The 15,696-nt window shown below is 53.3% G+C and carries 16 protein-coding genes; 10 read left to right on the forward strand and 6 right to left on the reverse strand.

Translation table 11 applies throughout. The annotated features are described in order from the left end of the window. Positions 1-93 precede the first annotated feature (93 nt). From prpC to AACH41_RS05715, 5 genes are all read right to left on the reverse strand, one after another. Positions 94-1,269, reverse strand: a complete 1,176-nt coding sequence (gene prpC / locus AACH41_RS05695; RefSeq protein ID WP_338657404.1) for a 2-methylcitrate synthase — start codon at positions 1,267-1,269, stop codon at positions 94-96. 32 nt (positions 1,270-1,301) lie between these two features. Next, positions 1,302-2,180 carry a methylisocitrate lyase gene (gene prpB / locus AACH41_RS05700; RefSeq protein WP_338657406.1) on the reverse strand — a complete coding sequence of 293 codons (879 nt, stop codon included), beginning with the start codon at positions 2,178-2,180 and terminating at the stop codon, positions 1,302-1,304. A 116-nt stretch (positions 2,181-2,296) separates the two neighbouring features. Continuing rightward, positions 2,297-3,295 carry an aldolase/citrate lyase family protein gene (locus tag AACH41_RS05705; protein ID WP_194746980.1) on the reverse strand — a complete coding sequence of 333 codons (999 nt, stop codon included), beginning with the start codon at positions 3,293-3,295 and terminating at the stop codon, positions 2,297-2,299. A gap of 2 nt (positions 3,296-3,297) precedes the next feature. Beyond that, positions 3,298-4,356, reverse strand: a complete 1,059-nt coding sequence (locus AACH41_RS05710) for a MaoC family dehydratase (RefSeq protein ID WP_194746979.1) — start codon at positions 4,354-4,356, stop codon at positions 3,298-3,300. 9 nt (positions 4,357-4,365) lie between these two features. Continuing rightward, positions 4,366-5,247 carry a CoA ester lyase gene (locus tag AACH41_RS05715; RefSeq protein WP_194746978.1) on the reverse strand — a complete coding sequence of 294 codons (882 nt, stop codon included), beginning with the start codon at positions 5,245-5,247 and terminating at the stop codon, positions 4,366-4,368. A gap of 181 nt (positions 5,248-5,428) precedes the next feature. Here AACH41_RS05715 and AACH41_RS05720 point away from each other — a divergent pair, with 181 nt between their 5' ends. The 8 genes from AACH41_RS05720 (at position 5,429) to AACH41_RS05755 (ending at position 12,288) form a co-directional block, all read left to right on the forward strand. Continuing rightward, entirely contained in the window at positions 5,429-6,163 is a 735-nt protein-coding gene (locus AACH41_RS05720; protein ID WP_338657412.1) for a GntR family transcriptional regulator, read from the forward strand. A 192-nt stretch (positions 6,164-6,355) separates the two neighbouring features. Beyond that, positions 6,356-7,558 carry a malic enzyme-like NAD(P)-binding protein gene (locus AACH41_RS05725; RefSeq protein ID WP_338657414.1) on the forward strand — a complete coding sequence of 401 codons (1,203 nt, stop codon included), beginning with the start codon at positions 6,356-6,358 and terminating at the stop codon, positions 7,556-7,558. 4 nt (positions 7,559-7,562) lie between these two features. Next, entirely contained in the window at positions 7,563-7,955 is a 393-nt protein-coding gene (gene sdhC / locus AACH41_RS05730; RefSeq protein ID WP_194746975.1) for a succinate dehydrogenase, cytochrome b556 subunit, read from the forward strand. 6 nt (positions 7,956-7,961) lie between these two features. After that, positions 7,962-8,315 (forward strand): succinate dehydrogenase, hydrophobic membrane anchor protein, encoded by a 354-nt coding sequence (gene sdhD, locus AACH41_RS05735; RefSeq protein ID WP_194746974.1) that lies wholly within the window; start codon positions 7,962-7,964, stop codon positions 8,313-8,315. A gap of 10 nt (positions 8,316-8,325) precedes the next feature. Further along, entirely contained in the window at positions 8,326-10,113 is a 1,788-nt protein-coding gene (gene sdhA, locus AACH41_RS05740; protein WP_338657417.1) for a succinate dehydrogenase flavoprotein subunit, read from the forward strand. Between the two features lies 1 nt (position 10,114). Next, on the forward strand, positions 10,115-10,861 hold the full coding sequence (locus AACH41_RS05745; RefSeq protein WP_338657419.1) for a succinate dehydrogenase iron-sulfur subunit: 747 nt from the start codon (positions 10,115-10,117) through the stop codon (positions 10,859-10,861). 9 nt (positions 10,862-10,870) lie between these two features. Continuing rightward, complete coding sequence (locus tag AACH41_RS05750) at positions 10,871-11,161, forward strand: succinate dehydrogenase assembly factor 2 (RefSeq protein ID WP_194746972.1); 291 nt, start codon at positions 10,871-10,873, stop codon at positions 11,159-11,161. Beyond that, positions 11,158-12,288, forward strand: coding sequence for an aldolase/citrate lyase family protein (locus tag AACH41_RS05755; protein WP_194746971.1), 1,131 nt, complete (start codon positions 11,158-11,160; stop codon positions 12,286-12,288). The genes AACH41_RS05750 and AACH41_RS05755 overlap by 4 nt, the downstream gene beginning before the upstream one ends. A 59-nt stretch (positions 12,289-12,347) precedes the next feature. Here AACH41_RS05755 and AACH41_RS05760 read toward each other — a convergent pair whose 3' ends face one another. Further along, positions 12,348-12,515 carry a hypothetical protein gene (locus AACH41_RS05760; protein ID WP_338657423.1) on the reverse strand — a complete coding sequence of 56 codons (168 nt, stop codon included), beginning with the start codon at positions 12,513-12,515 and terminating at the stop codon, positions 12,348-12,350. Here AACH41_RS05760 and AACH41_RS05765 point away from each other — a divergent pair. Together AACH41_RS05765 and AACH41_RS05770 are read left to right on the forward strand one after the other, a co-directional pair. Then, positions 12,514-14,163: an acyl-CoA synthetase gene (locus tag AACH41_RS05765; protein WP_338657425.1), complete on the forward strand. Its 1,650-nt coding sequence runs from the start codon at positions 12,514-12,516 to the stop codon at positions 14,161-14,163. The genes AACH41_RS05760 and AACH41_RS05765 overlap by 2 nt on opposite strands. Before the next feature lie 24 nt (positions 14,164-14,187). Beyond that, positions 14,188-15,693 carry a fumarate hydratase gene (locus AACH41_RS05770; RefSeq protein ID WP_338657426.1) on the forward strand — a complete coding sequence of 502 codons (1,506 nt, stop codon included), beginning with the start codon at positions 14,188-14,190 and terminating at the stop codon, positions 15,691-15,693. The last annotated feature ends 3 nt before the right edge of the window (positions 15,694-15,696 follow it).

The raw sequence follows: 15,696 nt of genomic DNA on the forward strand, positions 1-15,696 counted from the left end.
GAGATTCTTTCAAGTAAAAATTTAAGCAACAGAGGCTACAGCAGAGTTTTCTCTGTGCTCTCTGAGTCCTCTGTGGCTAAAAAATGGGTAAGACTAACGTTTGTCTAAAGGCACAAACGCTCTGTTATCCGGGCCGTTATACTCTGCATTCGGGCGAATAATCTTGTTATCGATACGCTGCTCAATCGCATGCGCGACCCAGCCGGTGGTGCGCGAAATCACAAAAATTGGCGTGAACATGCCAGTTGGAATCCCCATCATGTGGTAGCTGGATGCGCTATACCAGTCCAGGTTGGGGAACATCTTTTTCTCGTTCCACATGATTTCTTCAATGCGGGCAGAGATGTCAAACAGCTGCATATTGCCGGCATCTTCACACAGTGACTTGCTGACGGCTTTGATCGACTCATTGCGTGGATCGGCAATGGTATACACGGGATGGCCAAAGCCAATAATGATTTCTTTGCGCGCCATACGAGCCTTGATATCTGCTTCAGCTTCATCTGGTGTTTGGTAACGCTCAATAATCTCCATGGCGGCTTCATTGGCGCCACCATGTTTGGGCCCCCGTAGTGCGCCAATGGCACCGGTGACGCAAGAATACAAGTCGGAGAGGGTGCCAGCAATCACGCGTGAGGTGAAGGTGGAGGCGTTAAATTCATGTTCGGCATAGAGCACCAGTGAGGTATTCATGGCCTTGATATGCAGCTCGGATGGTTTTTTGCCATGCAGGAGATGCAGGAAGTGCGCCGCGATAGAGTCGTCATCAGTTTCTACCTCAATACGTACACCGCGATGGCTAAAGTGGTACCAGTAAATGAGGATAGAGCCGAAACAGGCAATCAAGCGGTCCCCCAGAGCTTGTGCGCCAGCAGTATTGCGGTCGGTAGCTTCTGGTTCCAGTGTCCCCAGCATCGAGCAGCCTGTGCGCATCACATCCATTGGATGCGCATTGGCTGGAATCTGTTCCAGTACGGCTTTAAGTGCACTGGGCAGGCCGCGTAGCTTTTTGAGCTTTTGATGATAAGCAGTGAGTTGTGGTTGGGTGGGCAGCTCACCGTGAATCAGCAAATAAGCGACTTCTTCAAACGTGGCATGTTTAGCCAGTTCGATGATATCGTAACCGCGGTAATGCAGGTCATTACCGCTATGACCCACGGTACAAATGGCCGTGGTGCCCGCAGCCACACCCGCCAGCGCGACGCCTTTTTTACGCTTGGGCGCTTCGCTAGCCGGGGCCGTGTTGATAGGATCAGTGGTGGTGTTCATAACTAACCTCCTTTATCTCTGGTCGCGTGCGCTTATTTTTTATAAAGCGCGTCTAGTTTCTGTTCAAAAGCGTGATAGCCAAGATGCTCGTACAGGTCCGCACGTGTCTGCATCAAATCCACCACATGCTTCTGTGTGCCATCCTTGCGTACGCGCTGGTACACCTGAAGCGCCGCCTGGTTCATCGCGCGGAAGGCTGACAGTGGGTACAAGACCATGCCAACGCCTGCCGTGGCCAGTTCCTCTACGGTGAATAAAGGGGTGGAGCCAAATTCGGTGATATTGGCCAGTACCGGCACCTTGACGGCTTCGACAAACTGCTGATACATCCCCAGCTCCGTCATCGCTTCCGGAAAAATCATGTCGGCACCTGCTTCTACGCAAGCACAGGCGCGGTCTATGGCAGATTGCAATCCTTCCACCGCCAGCGCATCCGTGCGCGCCATGACCACGAAGTCATCATAGGGCTTGGCATCGACGGCAGCTTTTACCCGGTCTACCATTTCCTCCAGGCTCACAATCGCCTTGTTGGGGCGGTGCCCGCAACGCTTGGCGCTGACCTGATCTTCAATATGCACCGCTGCAGCCCCTGCTTTGGCAACGCTTTTAATGGTACGGGCAATGTTAAATGCCCCGCCAAAACCGGTATCAATATCGACCAGCAAAGGCGTGTCGACCGCGTCGGTAATGCGGCGCACATCGACCAGTACATCTTCCAGACCAGAAATCCCCAAGTCAGGCAGGCCTAAAGAGCCAGCGGCCACACCACCGCCAGACAGGTAGATGGCCTTAAACCCGGATTGTGTGGCGAGCATGGCGTGGTAGGCATTGATGGCACCTATGATTTGTAGTGGCTTTTCGGCGACCAGCGCCGCGCGGAAACGTGCACCTGCTGTATTGATTTGTTGCATATTAAACCTTTATCTTTAAGCCACAGAGAACACAGAGGTCACAGAGAGATCCATCAAACCGAATAAAAAATGTCTCAGATTTTCTCTGTGTGCTCAGTCAGCGCTGTGGCTAAGTATTAAAAGAACGCGTGTTCAGCATCTTCTGGCATGGCCACACCCGTTTGCTTGGCTTTTTGCAAGACCTCCCAGAAGTAGCGATAGGTCGCGCGGTCATGCAATTCACCTGCATATTGGATCGGCCCCCAGTCAGCGGCCTGTGCTGCCAGCAAAATGTTGGCGGCATCCGTCACTTCGTCATAATTCGGTTTCATGGCATCAACGATGGCCTGAATTTGTGTCGGGTAGATACTCCACATGCGCATAAAGCCAAACTCATTGCGCGCGCGTGCGGCGTCGCTAAAGGTCACTTCCACATTCTTGAGATCCAGCGTCACGTTATGGGCAGGCACGACACCATTTGCCAGTGCTGCGGAGACCACTTCCGTTTTAGCACGCGCCAGCAGGCGGTGATCAAACTGGCCAGGGCTGCGCATTGAGGCCGCAGGGATGGCGCCGTGGTGGGCGCTGACAAAGTCCATCAGGCCAAAGTCCAGCACTTGCAACCAGGGCAGTTGTGCAATCTCGTGCACTTGGCGCAGGGCGCCATGGGTTTCAATCAGGATATGCACAGGGATTGCGCGGCGTATGCCATGTTGTTTGGCAACTTCTTGAATATAGCCGATCATTTCACGGGCTTGCGCGATGTCGGTACATTTAGGGATCGTCAGGTAACTCAAGACTTCACCGGCCCCCCCCACCAAAATATCGATATCTTTTTTCCAGTGCGGATGCGTATAGTCGTGAATGCGTGCCCCCGCCATATTGTATTGGTTGGCAGCAGAATTCAGCACACGCACGATCATTTCCGCATGCGCCTGCTCCTGGCCGCTGGCAGCGCCGTCTTCACAGTCGCAGGTGATGTCAAACACAGGACCGACCGCATTGGGGTTGGCCGGGTCTTGCAAGGACAAGGCTTTCAAAATCAGCTTTTCGCTGCCTGCAAAATGCTCACAAGCCGGGATCACCGGAAAGGGTTTTTCGCCACCAAAGAGCGCCTGGTTAGGATGAACGGCCATGGTTAGTTTCCTTTTCGTGGAATTAAAACGGTGTAATCAAGGTCGAGTACCACATTGGGGTGGTAGCCCTGTGAGGTCTTGATGTTCTCAACATGATCTGGCGGAATATTCTTGAGGCCGATCATGCGTAGTCTGAGAGCGCCGAGCTGCGGGTGGGGCAGCGTCCATTGATCCAGCACTTCCGTCATGCAGTAAATCGTGTCGCCGGCGTAGCTGGGATTGGCATGTGTGCCGCCATTAATCGCCGCAATCGACAGCGCGTTTTCCAGGCCTTCAAAGCTCAATGCACGGCAGGCGGAAATCACTACGCCGCCATAGACCAGACGCAGGCCTTGTGGCGTGGATTGCATCAGATGAGCATCAAAATGCAGTCTGGCATTGTTTTGGTACAAATGGGTAGCCAGCGTATGATCGCTATCGTTAATGGTGAGGCCAGCGGGATGGCGCAAACGTTCGCCTACGGTGTAGTCTTCCCAGAAGTAACGGCCACCGGTAGCCACCGCGATTTCTTGATGCACATTAAACGGGGCGGGCAGGCGTAGATCCTTGGCAGCGACAAAGGCAGGCAAGTCAGGGATCACCGTGTCCGGCGCTGGGGCAGCCAGATTTTTCTTGTGCACCATTACCCAGCGCACCCAGCTTAAAACCGGTTGCTGGTCTTGATTGACAGAGGTCGAGCGTACCCAGACCACGCCATTTTTGCCACTTGAGTTTTGCTTGAGGCCGATCACTTCGCTGGAAGTGGTCAAGGTGTCACCGACATATACCGGCTGGATAAACCGTACATCGGCATATCCCAGGTTCGCCACGGCATTGACTGAAATATCTGGTACCGTTTTGCCAAACGCGATATGAAAAGCCAGCAAGTCATCAATGGGCATCTGCGCATAGCCCAACGACAAGGCAAACGGCGCGCTGCAATGCAATGGATTGCGTGCGCCTGTCAGCGCGATATATAGAGCTGTGTCGCCGCTGGTGATGGTGCGAGGCGTCGCATGCGGGATGACTTCGCCCAGCTTGAAGTCTTCAAAAAAACGCCCGGCGTTGATTTTGCCTGTCATGTTGATTCCTTAAATGAATTCTTCTTCTAGCTCTGCAATCGCTTCTGATAATTTGATGAGTCGTTGTGCAGCTTTAATATGGTGGTGTTCCACCAGTTTGTCGTTGACCACGACCGTTCCTTTACCGCCTTCGTTTGCCTCTTTCAGGGCTTTAATAATCAACCTTGCATGTTCGACCTCAGACCTTTGCGGGGTATACGCATCATTGCAATAAGCAATTTGCGCTGGATGCACCAGTGACTTGCCATCCATGCCTATGTCGCGCCCCAGGCGGCAGGCATATTCAAACGAATGCATGTTCTTAAAATCAGACGTAATGCCATCAATCACGCCTTTGCCATACGCACGCGCCGCCAGAATGACCAGCGATAAGGAGGTGAGGATGGCAGAGCGTTCATGCGTTACACGTGCATGCAGTTGCGAAATGAGGTCAGAGGTGGCCATCACCATACAGATCACGCGCTCAGAGGCGGCCGCAATTTCCTTAGCGTTTAATACTGCCAGCGGGCTCTCTATCATCACCATCATCGGCACATCCTTGCCACCGGCATCATCCAGCAGCTGTTGTGCCTGCAACACGTCTTCGCGAGACTCGATATTGGGGAACAGAATGGCATCTGCGCCAATATTGGCCACTGCCTTGATGTCGTCATGGCCCCAAATCGAGTGCAGATCATTGACACGCACCACCACTTCACGTTTGCCATAGCCACCTTGCTTGACGGCATTAACAACGTTTTCCCGTGATTGCACTTTGACATCCACCAGAATCGGGTCGCCCAGATCCAGAATGACGGAGTCTGCCGCTAATGTGCGCGCGCGCTCCAAATAGTGCTGATTGCAGCCAGGGACATATAGCATCGAGCGTCGTGGTCTGAGTGCATATGACATGGGTTTTCCTTTGTTGCAGCTAGAATTGAATTCATTATTCATGAATAAAAAAACTCTGTCAACAAATATCTTATGTCTTATATAAGATATAAAATAGTAGACAACAAAAAAGCGCTGTGATATAAATTGAATAACTAATTTTTTGGCGTCTTGTGATGCCTGCAAGTGTGGAGTCAAGGATATGGATAAACAAGTCGGATCGGCCAGCTACAGACCGTTATATGACCAGATTAAGGTGTTGATCACCCAGAGCCTGATTGGTGGGGAGTGGCGCCCGGGTGACATGATCCCGAGTGAGATTGATCTGGCTCAGCGTTACAAGGTCAGTCAGGGCACGGTGCGCAAGGCAATAGATAGTCTGGCTACTGAAAATATTCTGATTCGTCGTCAGGGCAAGGGTACGTTTGTCGCGACCCATAATCAGGATGATGTGAAATTACGCTTTTTGCGTTTGACTGCTGAAACCGGCCAAAAAGAATTGTTACAGAATGAGTTTATCTCCTGTGTCAAAAGCAAAGCCAGTGTGCATATCGGTAAGGTGCTGGAAATGAAGGCAGGCGCGACCACCATAGAGGTCAAGCGCTTGCTGACTTTTTCCGGCCGACCTCTGATTTATGACCACATTATTGTGCCCGCTGCGCCATTCAAAGGCTTGAATCGCGCCAAGGTGGAAGAAAGCAATGGCTCTATGTACAGCATGTATGAGTCGCAGTTTGGCATACGCATGATACGTGCTGAAGAGCGGATCAAAGCGGTGGCCGCAAATGCTGAAGTGGCGAAAGCCCTGGGGCTGAAAGAGGGCTATCCGCTGCTGAGCATAGAGCGCGTGTCGTTCACCTATGGCGATAAGCCAATGGAGTGGCGGTTAGGTTTGTGTCTGACCGATGACCACCACTACATGAGTGAATTGGAATGATTGAAAAATCTTCATCAGCGGCGTTGAGCTGCGTATGTCCGTCTGGCTGCTGAAGTTTTTGAATTATTCGGGATAAAAGAAATGACTTTTGAAAACACATTTTCGCGTTGTTGGGCTTTGCTTAGCTAGCCAACATGTATTTTGAAAAGTCTTGGTCGACGCAAAGACTGGTGAATAGAAAGAGGTTAATGAATGGATGACTTAAAAAAACGCGCGCTGGACTACCACCAGTTTCCCAAGCCGGGCAAGCTGAGCGTGGAGTCGTCCAAGCCATGCGCAACGCAACAGGATTTATCCCTGGCCTACACGCCAGGGGTGGCCGCGCCAGTACTCGAAATAGAGGCGGATCCTGCCAATGCCTACAAATATACCAACAAGGGCAATTTGGTGGCGGTGATCACCGATGGCACAGCCGTACTCGGACTGGGCAACGTCGGTGCTTTGGCCGGCAAGCCGGTGATGGAAGGCAAGGGCGTGCTGTTTAAACGCTTTGCAGATATTGATGTATTTGATATTGAAGTCAATGCCGCCACGCCTGACGAGTTTATCCAGACCGTCGTCAATATCGCGCCGACTTTTGGCGGGATCAATCTGGAAGATATCGCTGCCCCGCACTGTTTTTATATTGAATCCGAACTGAAAAAACGCCTGGATATTCCGGTGTTTCATGATGACCAGCATGGTACGGCCGTGATTGTGGCAGCAGCCTTGTTAAATGCGCTTGAACTCCAAGGCAAAACCTTGCCCCGCGCCAAAATTGTATTTTTAGGTGCGGGTGCGGCGGGTTGCTCGTGTGCCAAGTTGCTTAAGCTGATGGGCGCCACTGATATCACCATGGTGGATCGCAAAGGCGTGCTCGATTTGGCGCGGGATGACTTGCATGACAATAACCGTGCGTTGGCCATTACGGCTGGCAAGGTGAGCTCCCTGGCAGAGGCCATGCAGGGCGCAGATGTATTTATCGGTGTGTCGGCCAAAAATGGCTTGCCAGCAGAGCTGGTGGCCAGTATGGCGGCCAAACCGGTGATTTTTGCACTGGCCAATCCAGATCCTGAAATTTTACCCAGCCAGGTTTTCGCCGTGCGTGATGACGTGATTATGGCCACCGGCCGCAGTGATTTCCCGAATCAGGTTAATAATGCCTTGTGCTTCCCCTATTTGTTCCGTGGTGCGCTGGATGCCAAGGCCAAACAGATTACCGAGCAGATGAAAGTGGCGGCAGCAAAAGCGCTCAGTCAGCTGGCGCGCGAGCCTGTGCCGCAGCAAGTACTGGAGGCGTACCAGTTAACGTCTTTGTCGTTTGGCAAGGAATACATTATTCCCAAGCCGTTTGATCCACGCTTGATGGAATACGTGGCTGGTGCAGTGGCACGTGCAGCGCAGGCAGACGAGTAGCCGCATGATTGTTAAAAAGCAGAAAAAACAGCGGCCCAAGAATCTGGATTTATTCACGATCCGGCTGCCGGTCAATGCCGTGGTGTCTATCATGCACCGGGCCAGTGGCGTCGCACTGTTTTTGATCCAGCCATTGCTGTTATGGACCTTGTATCTGTCATTGTCTAGCGCTGCGGGCTATCAAAGCGTGGCCGGCCAATTGCAAACATGGCCAGTCAAGTGTCTGGTCACGGCCTTGGCCTGGGCGTTTTTTCATCATTTTTATGCAGGTATTCGTCATCTGGCGATGGATGTGCATTGGATGACCACCCTGCAAAAGGCAAGGTTCTCCAGCCGCGTTGTGCTGGGATTGGTGGCGTTCACCATGTTGTGGATGTTATGGGCGATTTGGGGCTGAGTCAGCATGCTATTTGAACTGCTTACGGCGAAATACCCTGGCATGCGTCGCTGGCTGACGCAGCGGCTGTGTGCCTTGTCCATGGCCTTGGGGCTGTTGTTATTCTGCATGCGGCTGCTGTGGTTGTCGCCAGCTAGTTATCACGACTGGGTGGCCTTGTTTGCGCCCTGGTGGTGGCGCCTGCTGACACTGTGGTTTTTTATCTGCATGTTATTGCATGCGTGGCTGGGTGTGCGAGATGTGCTGAGGGATTATGTGCCGCATCTGGGCGTACGGTCGGTGCTGCAACGATTGGTAGATATTGCGGTGTGGGGAAATGCACTCGCAGTATTGTGGATTTTATTTGGAATGAAGATTTAAGGTGAATGGCATGACCAAGACAGCGCAGGGGACAGGTGCAAGCAAACTACAGCATCATCAGGTAGATGCCGTCATCGTCGGCGGTGGTGGGGCTGGCTTGCGTGCGGCATTGCAGCTGGCGGAATCCGGCGCCGATGTCGCTGTGCTGTCCAAAGTGTTCCCCACCCGTTCACATACCGTGGCGGCACAAGGCGGCATTGCCGCCGCGCTCGGTAATGTGTCTGATGACAACTGGTTGTGGCATATGTATGACACCATCAAGGGCTCGGATTACCTGGGCGACCAGGATGCGATTGAGTTTATGTGCCGCAATGCGGCCAAGGCCATTATTGAACTGGAGCACTTTGGCATGCCGTTCGACCGCCTCGAAAATGGCCGCATCTTTCAGCGCCCGTTTGGCGGCATGACCCGCAATTTTGGCGAGCAAGCGATTTCGCGGACCTGTGCTGTGGCGGACCGCACCGGCCATGCCATGCTGCATACGCTGTATCAGCGCAACGTCAAGGCCAACACTCAATTCCTGATTGAGTGGTTTGCCCTGGACCTGATTCGGGATGCCGATGGAGATATCTTGGGCGTGATTGCGCTCGAAATCGAAACCGGCGACATTCATGTGATTCATGCCAAAGCCACCATGCTGGCCACGGGTGGCGGTGGCCGCATCTTCCAGGCCAGTACCAATGCCTATATCAATACGGGGGATGGCTTGGGCATGGCCGCGCGCGCAGGCCTGCCGTTGCAGGATATGGAGTTCTGGCAGTTTCACCCCACCGGGGTATTGAATGCCGGCGTATTGATTACTGAAGGCGTGCGTGGCGAGGGCGGTTATTTGGTGAATAGCGAGGGCGAGCGTTTTATGGAGCGCTATGCGCCCAATGCCAAAGACCTGGCCAGCCGCGATGTGGTGTCGCGCGCCATGGCGACCGAGATTAAAGAAGGCCGCGGCGTTGGCAAGCATAAAGACGCGGTGTACCTCAAGCTAGATCATTTAGGGGAAGACATCATCAGCAAACGCTTGCCTGGCATCCGCGAGATTGCCAAAACCTTTGCCGGCGTAGACCCAACCCAGGCGCCTATCCCGGTGGTGCCGACCGCGCATTACATGATGGGTGGCGTGCCCACCAATCTGGATGGTCAGGTTGTGGTACATGACGGCCAGTCTGAGCGTGTCGTCAATGGTTTGTATGCGGTGGGCGAATGTGCCTGCGTCTCTGTGCATGGCGCCAATCGTCTGGGCTCTAACTCTTTACTGGATCTGGTGGTGTTTGGCAAAGCGGCAGGTGACAAAATGGCGGCAGAGATTGCTGCCAACCGTGCGCACAAGCCGCTGCCCGCGAATGTCGCGGATGCAACGCTGGCGCGTGTTAACCGCCTTGAAAATGGTGGGGGCGAGAAAGTGGCTGAGGTGGGCTTGGCGATGCGCCAGACCATGCAAAAACATTGCGGGGTATTCCGTTTTCCTGATTTATTGGCCGACGGCGTAGACGCCATCAAGCAAGTGGCCCAGCGTGCCGGGCAGTTAAGAATTGCTGATACAAGCAAGGTGTTTAACACGGCCAGGGTCGAAGCGCTGGAGCTGGATAACCTGATGGAGGTGGCGCTGGCAACCATGCAAGCGGCCCATGCGCGTCAGGAAAGCCGCGGCGCCCATGCCCGTGAGGATTATCCCGAGCGTGACGATACGCATTGGCTCAGTCATTCGCTGTATTTTGCCCGCGAGCAAAAGCTGGTGTACAAGCCGGTGCGCCTTAAACCATTGACCGTAGAACCATTCGAGTTGAAGAAAAGGGTGTATTGATATGCGTTTCTCTATTTACCGGTTTAATCCCGACGTAGACAAAAAGCCCTATATGCAGGACTACGAGGTCACGCTGGAAGACAGTGACCAGATGTTATTGGACGCGCTGATGCGGATTAAAGAACTGGACGAAACGCTCAGTATGCGCAAGTCCTGCCGTGAAGGTGTGTGTGGCAGTGATGCCATGAATATCAATGGCAAAAATGGCCTGGCCTGTATTACCAAACTCAGCGATCTGCAAGAACCTGTGGTATTGCGTCCCATGCCTGGCTTGCCTGTGATTCGTGATCTGGTCGTGGATATGACGCAATTCTTTGATAACTATCATTCGGTGATGCCTTATTTGCAAAACCACGAGACGCCGCCGGAAACCGAGCGCCTGCAAAGCCCGGAAGACCGTGCCAAGCTGGATGGCTTGTATGAGTGCATTTTGTGTGGGGCTTGTACAACCTCTTGCCCCAGCTTCTGGTGGAATCCGGACAAATTTGTCGGTCCGGCAGGGCTGATGCAGGCTTACCGCTTTATTGCCGACAGCCGTGATCAGGAACAGGATGCGCGGTTGGAGAATCTGGAAGACCCTTACCGTTTGTATCGTTGCCACAACATCATGAACTGTACCGATGTCTGCCCGAAAAAGCTGAATCCAAACGCTGCCATTGCAGCGATTAAAGACCTCAAGATCGAAAAAGCCAAGGCCCATCAAGACAGCAAGCCGGGTAAGAAGATATTTGGTATCAAAGTGTTATAGGGGGAAGCCATGCTGAATGCTGAAATTTTACGTGACGCCGAGCAGCGGCGACTGACCTGGCGCTGCCGCCGCGGCATGCTGGAACTCGATATCGTATTGCAACGCTTTGTCAGTGAGCAATTTGGCAGCCTGACACTGGCAGAAATGGAGCAACTGGATGCCTTGCTCGAACTGCCAGATAACGTGTTTTGGGACTTGATTCAGGGCGTAAAAGCCCCGACCGGAGACCTCAAGCCTATGGCAGCCCTTCTTCAAAAATTGAGTGCGAGCCGGCCGACGGCAGAACAGGAGACCAGATGATTCAGCATATGGGAGAAGAGCCGATTGCACTGGATGCCAGTGCCTTGGGGGATTACTGGCCAGGCATACAGTTGTATTACCCGCCAGTGAAATATGCGCCCAGCCTGGGCATTTATGAAGACATGGAGCAGGCGGCCAACCGCATGGTCAAGCATGCGCACTTTACCAATGCGCATACGCTGATTTTTGACCTGGAAGATGGTTGTCGGCAGAAAGAAATGAGCCGCACCTTGCTGCGGCAGGAGCTGCCCAAACTGCGCAAGGTCAATGAGCGCGTCACCATTGCCATCCGCGCCAACTCCTTCCGTACCGATGAGTACGAAGAAGACATGAAGCTGGTACGCGACATGGGCGAATTTATTGATGTCGTCATGCTGGCCAAGGCGGGTGAATCCTACGGTGCCGCCGAGGTGCGTGATCTGTCTAGCTTTTTATTGAGTATCAACCCGCAAATCACCATACAGCCGATTATCGAACACCCTAAATCGCTCAAGATTGCGCCTGAACTGATGCAATACGACACCGTGAAACATGTGGTGTTCGGCATCCATGACTTCTCCAAAGCCTTGGGGATCCATATCACGCCCGAGCATTGGATAGAAGAGCTGTTCTATTTTATCAACCAGCTGATTTTTGAAGCCAGGATCGCCGGTAAAGGTGTGATTGGCGGTGTGGAAACGCTGATTGGCAGCAACATCATGCCGGACAAATTTGTGGAACCGCACGACGTGCGTCGCTGGCTGGATTTGCATGGCGATAACGAGTCGCGCGTGGTGTACAAACACGCTTGCCAGGAAGCGGCCATGGGCCTGACTGGCAAGCAGGTGATCCATCCCGGGCATATTCATTTGTGTAAAACCGCTTACACGCCATCGCCGACAGAGATCAACCAGAAGGTGGCGATTTTGAAAGCGGCGATTGAAGCCGATGCCTTGTTGGGTGGGGCGATCAAGTTTGAAGGCGAGATGTTGGACCCGCCCATGTTTGGGAAGGCGTTGCAGACGCTGCTGAGAGCGCATGCCTTGCGCGCGCTCAAGGTCAGCGATATGGAGTTTGCCTTGCATGTGCTGCAGTTGATGCCGGCGCAGGTCGTACGCCAAAACTGGCCCTACGGCATTCTGCTTTAAATCAATGGCTGCGCGGGCGAATCACGGCGTTGCGCGGTACTCGAAATCCTCATGTACTTTTAGTACATTCCGGTTTCTGTGATCCGTGCGCCTTGTGCTTCATCCCGCTCGCTCATTGATGAGCGTTTAAGCGTCATTGAAGATTTAAAAAGCATTTTCAAAAGAAATGCATATAACAGCATCGCATCAACCATGCGTGCATAGAGTGATTGGAAAGGTTTGAACATGACACAGTTAGCCCCTTATCCACAATGGCAATGGGACATCCCTGAGTTTTTCAATATCGGGGTGGCTTGTAGTGACCGGCACTTGGGGAGTCCCAAAGCCGATGAAATTGCCATGATTGTGGAGGATGACAGTTTTGGTACCAGCATTATCACCTTTGCCGAACTGGCGGCCAGGACAGACCGTTTTGCGCAGGTGTTGCGTGAATTGGCTGTCAAGCCAGGGGATAGGGTGCTGATTCGCCTGCCGAACAGCCTGGATTACCCGACGGCCTTTCTCGGCACCATGAAAACCGGGGCGATTTCCGTGCCGACGTCTACTTTGCTCACTGCAGAAGAAGTGGCTTATCTGGCCAAGGATTCCGGCGCCGTGGTCCTGGTAACTGACGCGGCCGCCTGGCAGGCGATGTCTGCCAAAATGCAGCAGAATATCGCGCAAACACCCCATCTGAAACATGTGCTGCTGACACAGTTATCCGGCGAGGTCTCGCCCGTGGATGGGTTTAATGTCGTGTCACTGGAGGCAGCCCTGGCGAATGTGACTGACGCAGCGCCCGCCTATGCCACGCGGGCAGAAGATCCGGCTTATTTGGTCTATACCTCAGGTACGACTGGTTATCCTAAAGGCGTGTTGCATGCGCATCGTGCCTTGTTGGGGCGCCAGCCAGCCGCCAAATACTGGTTTAACTACAGCGACACGGTGCAAGACCGCATCATGCACTCCGGTAAGTTTAACTGGACCTATGTGCTGGGCACTGGGCTGATGGACCCGTTATACCTGGGTAAAACCGTGATTGTGCATGAAGGCAAAAATGATGCGCAAAAGTGGCTGGAGTTGATTGCCAAACACAAAGCCACCATCTTTATTGGTGTCCCGACCATTTACCGCCAGTTATTGCAAAAAACCACCGCTATACAGGCAGATATCCCCAGTGTGCGTCACTATATGAGTGCGGGCGAGCATTTGTCGGACGAAGTGTTAACGCAATGGCGTGAGCGTTTTGGGTTGGATATTTATGAAGCGGTAGGCATGAGTGAGTTTTCCTACTATTTGTCACAAAGTGTGTATCGGCCGATTCGTGCGGGCTCTGCCGGTTTTCCGCAACCTGGGCACCAGATTGTATTGCTCAATCCCGACACCCGTGAGCCGGTGGCCGAAGGTGAGGAGGGCATGATTAGTGTGCCGGATAATGATCCTGGGTTGTTCCTGAATTACTGGAACCTGCCGGAAGAGACCACCAAATACAAGCATGATGGCTATTTCTTTACCGGCGACTACGCCAAGTATGATGCCGATGGCTATCTCTGGTTTTTGGGCCGTAAGGATGACATTATCAAGAGCTTTGGCTACCGCGTTTCACCCTATGAAATCGAGCGCGTCTATAAAGGCCATCCGGCCGTGGCAGATTGCGCAGCCGTTGGCGAAGAAGTTGAAAAAGACAAACTGCTGGTGGTGATTTATGTGATCCCCAAACCGGATGCCGAGATTGCGCCAGAAGACCTGATGGTGTTTGGCAAGCAGCATCTGGCGGCGTATAAAGCACCGAAAACAGTCTACCTGGCCAAGGAGTTCCCACGCACCAAAAATGGTAAAATCTTGCGTAAAGATGTGAGTCCTGCCATTGCTTATCAGAAAAGCAATGCGCGCTAAAACGCCCGCCTGAAAGACCAAAACATGGCCCTGATTAAAACCCAAGACTTTATCGAGAGTATTGCCGACGCCTTGCAATATATCTCGTACTATCATCCGGAAGACTACATCCGGGCACTGGCCACGGCTTATGCACGCGAGGAATCGGTGGCAGCCAAGGATGCGATTGCCCAGATTTTGACCAACTCACGCATGTGCGCCGAAGGCAAGCGTCCGCTATGCCAGGATACCGGCATCGTGGTGGCCTTTATCAAGGTTGGCATGCATGCCAGGTTTGAAGGCGACATGACGCTGGAAGCCATGGTCAATGAAGGCGTACGCCGTGCCTATCTGCATCCTGACAATACCCTGCGGGCTTCCATCGTCAACGATCCGGCCGGGGCACGTAAAAACACTAAAGACAATACGCCAGCGATTACCCACGTGGAAATGGTCGCAGGGGATAAGGTCGACGTGCAAGTGGCAGCCAAGGGTGGTGGCTCCGAGAACAAGTCCAAACTGGCGATGCTGAACCCGAATGAAAGCATTGTCGATTGGGTACTTGAAGTGGTGCCGGAGATGGGCGCAGGCTGGTGTCCGCCAGGCATGCTGGGCATAGGCATAGGCGGTAGCGCTGAAAAAGCCATGTTGTTGGCCAAAGAGTCATTGATGGCCCCGATCGATATTCAGGCGTTGCAGGCACGAGGCGCGCAAAACCGTATTGAAGAACTGCGTTTGGAGCTCTACGAGAAGGTTAATCGCTTAGGCATAGGCGCACAGGGTCTAGGTGGCTTAACCACGGTACTCGATGTGAAAATTCTCGATTACCCCACCCATGCAGCCAGTTTGCCGGTGGCGATTATCCCCAACTGTGCCGCCACCAGACATGTGCACTTCACGCTGGATGGCTCAGGGGTGGCGGTGCTGACTCCGCCCAGCCCTGAGGTTTACCCTGATGTGCATTGGGCACCCAGTCCGCAAGCCAAGCGCGTGAATCTGGAGACGGTGACGCGCGAAGAAACCCAGCGCTGGAAAACCGGCGACACGCTGTTGCTGACCGGCAAGATTCTGACCGGTCGTGATGCCGCGCATAAACGGATTCAAACCATGCTGGCCAAGGGTGAGCCCTTGCCGGTGGATTTCACCAACAAGTTTATCTACTACGTTGGCCCGGTGGATGCCGTGCGCGATGAGGCGGTAGGCCCCGCTGGCCCGACCACCGCCACTCGGATGGATAGCTATACCGACATGATGCTGAACACCGGATTGCTTGGCTCCATCGGTAAAGCTGAACGCGGTGACGAAGCGCTGACTGAGATTGCCAGACACAAGTCGGTCTACCTGATGGCGGTTGGTGGTGCGGCTTACCTGGTCAGCAAGGCCATCAAACATGCGCGCGTGCTGGCATTTGAAGATTTAGGCATGGAGGCCATCTATGAGTTTGAAGTGGAAAACATGCCGGTGACGGTGGCAGTGAGTGCCGATGGCGATTCTGCGCACAAGAGCGGCCCAGCCCTCTGGCGCAAGAAGATTGCGCTCAAAGCGGTTTAATGT

The organism is Methylophilus sp. DW102 (genome assembly GCF_037076555.1).
GTDB classification, from domain to species: domain Bacteria; phylum Pseudomonadota; class Gammaproteobacteria; order Burkholderiales; family Methylophilaceae; genus Methylophilus; species Methylophilus glucosoxydans.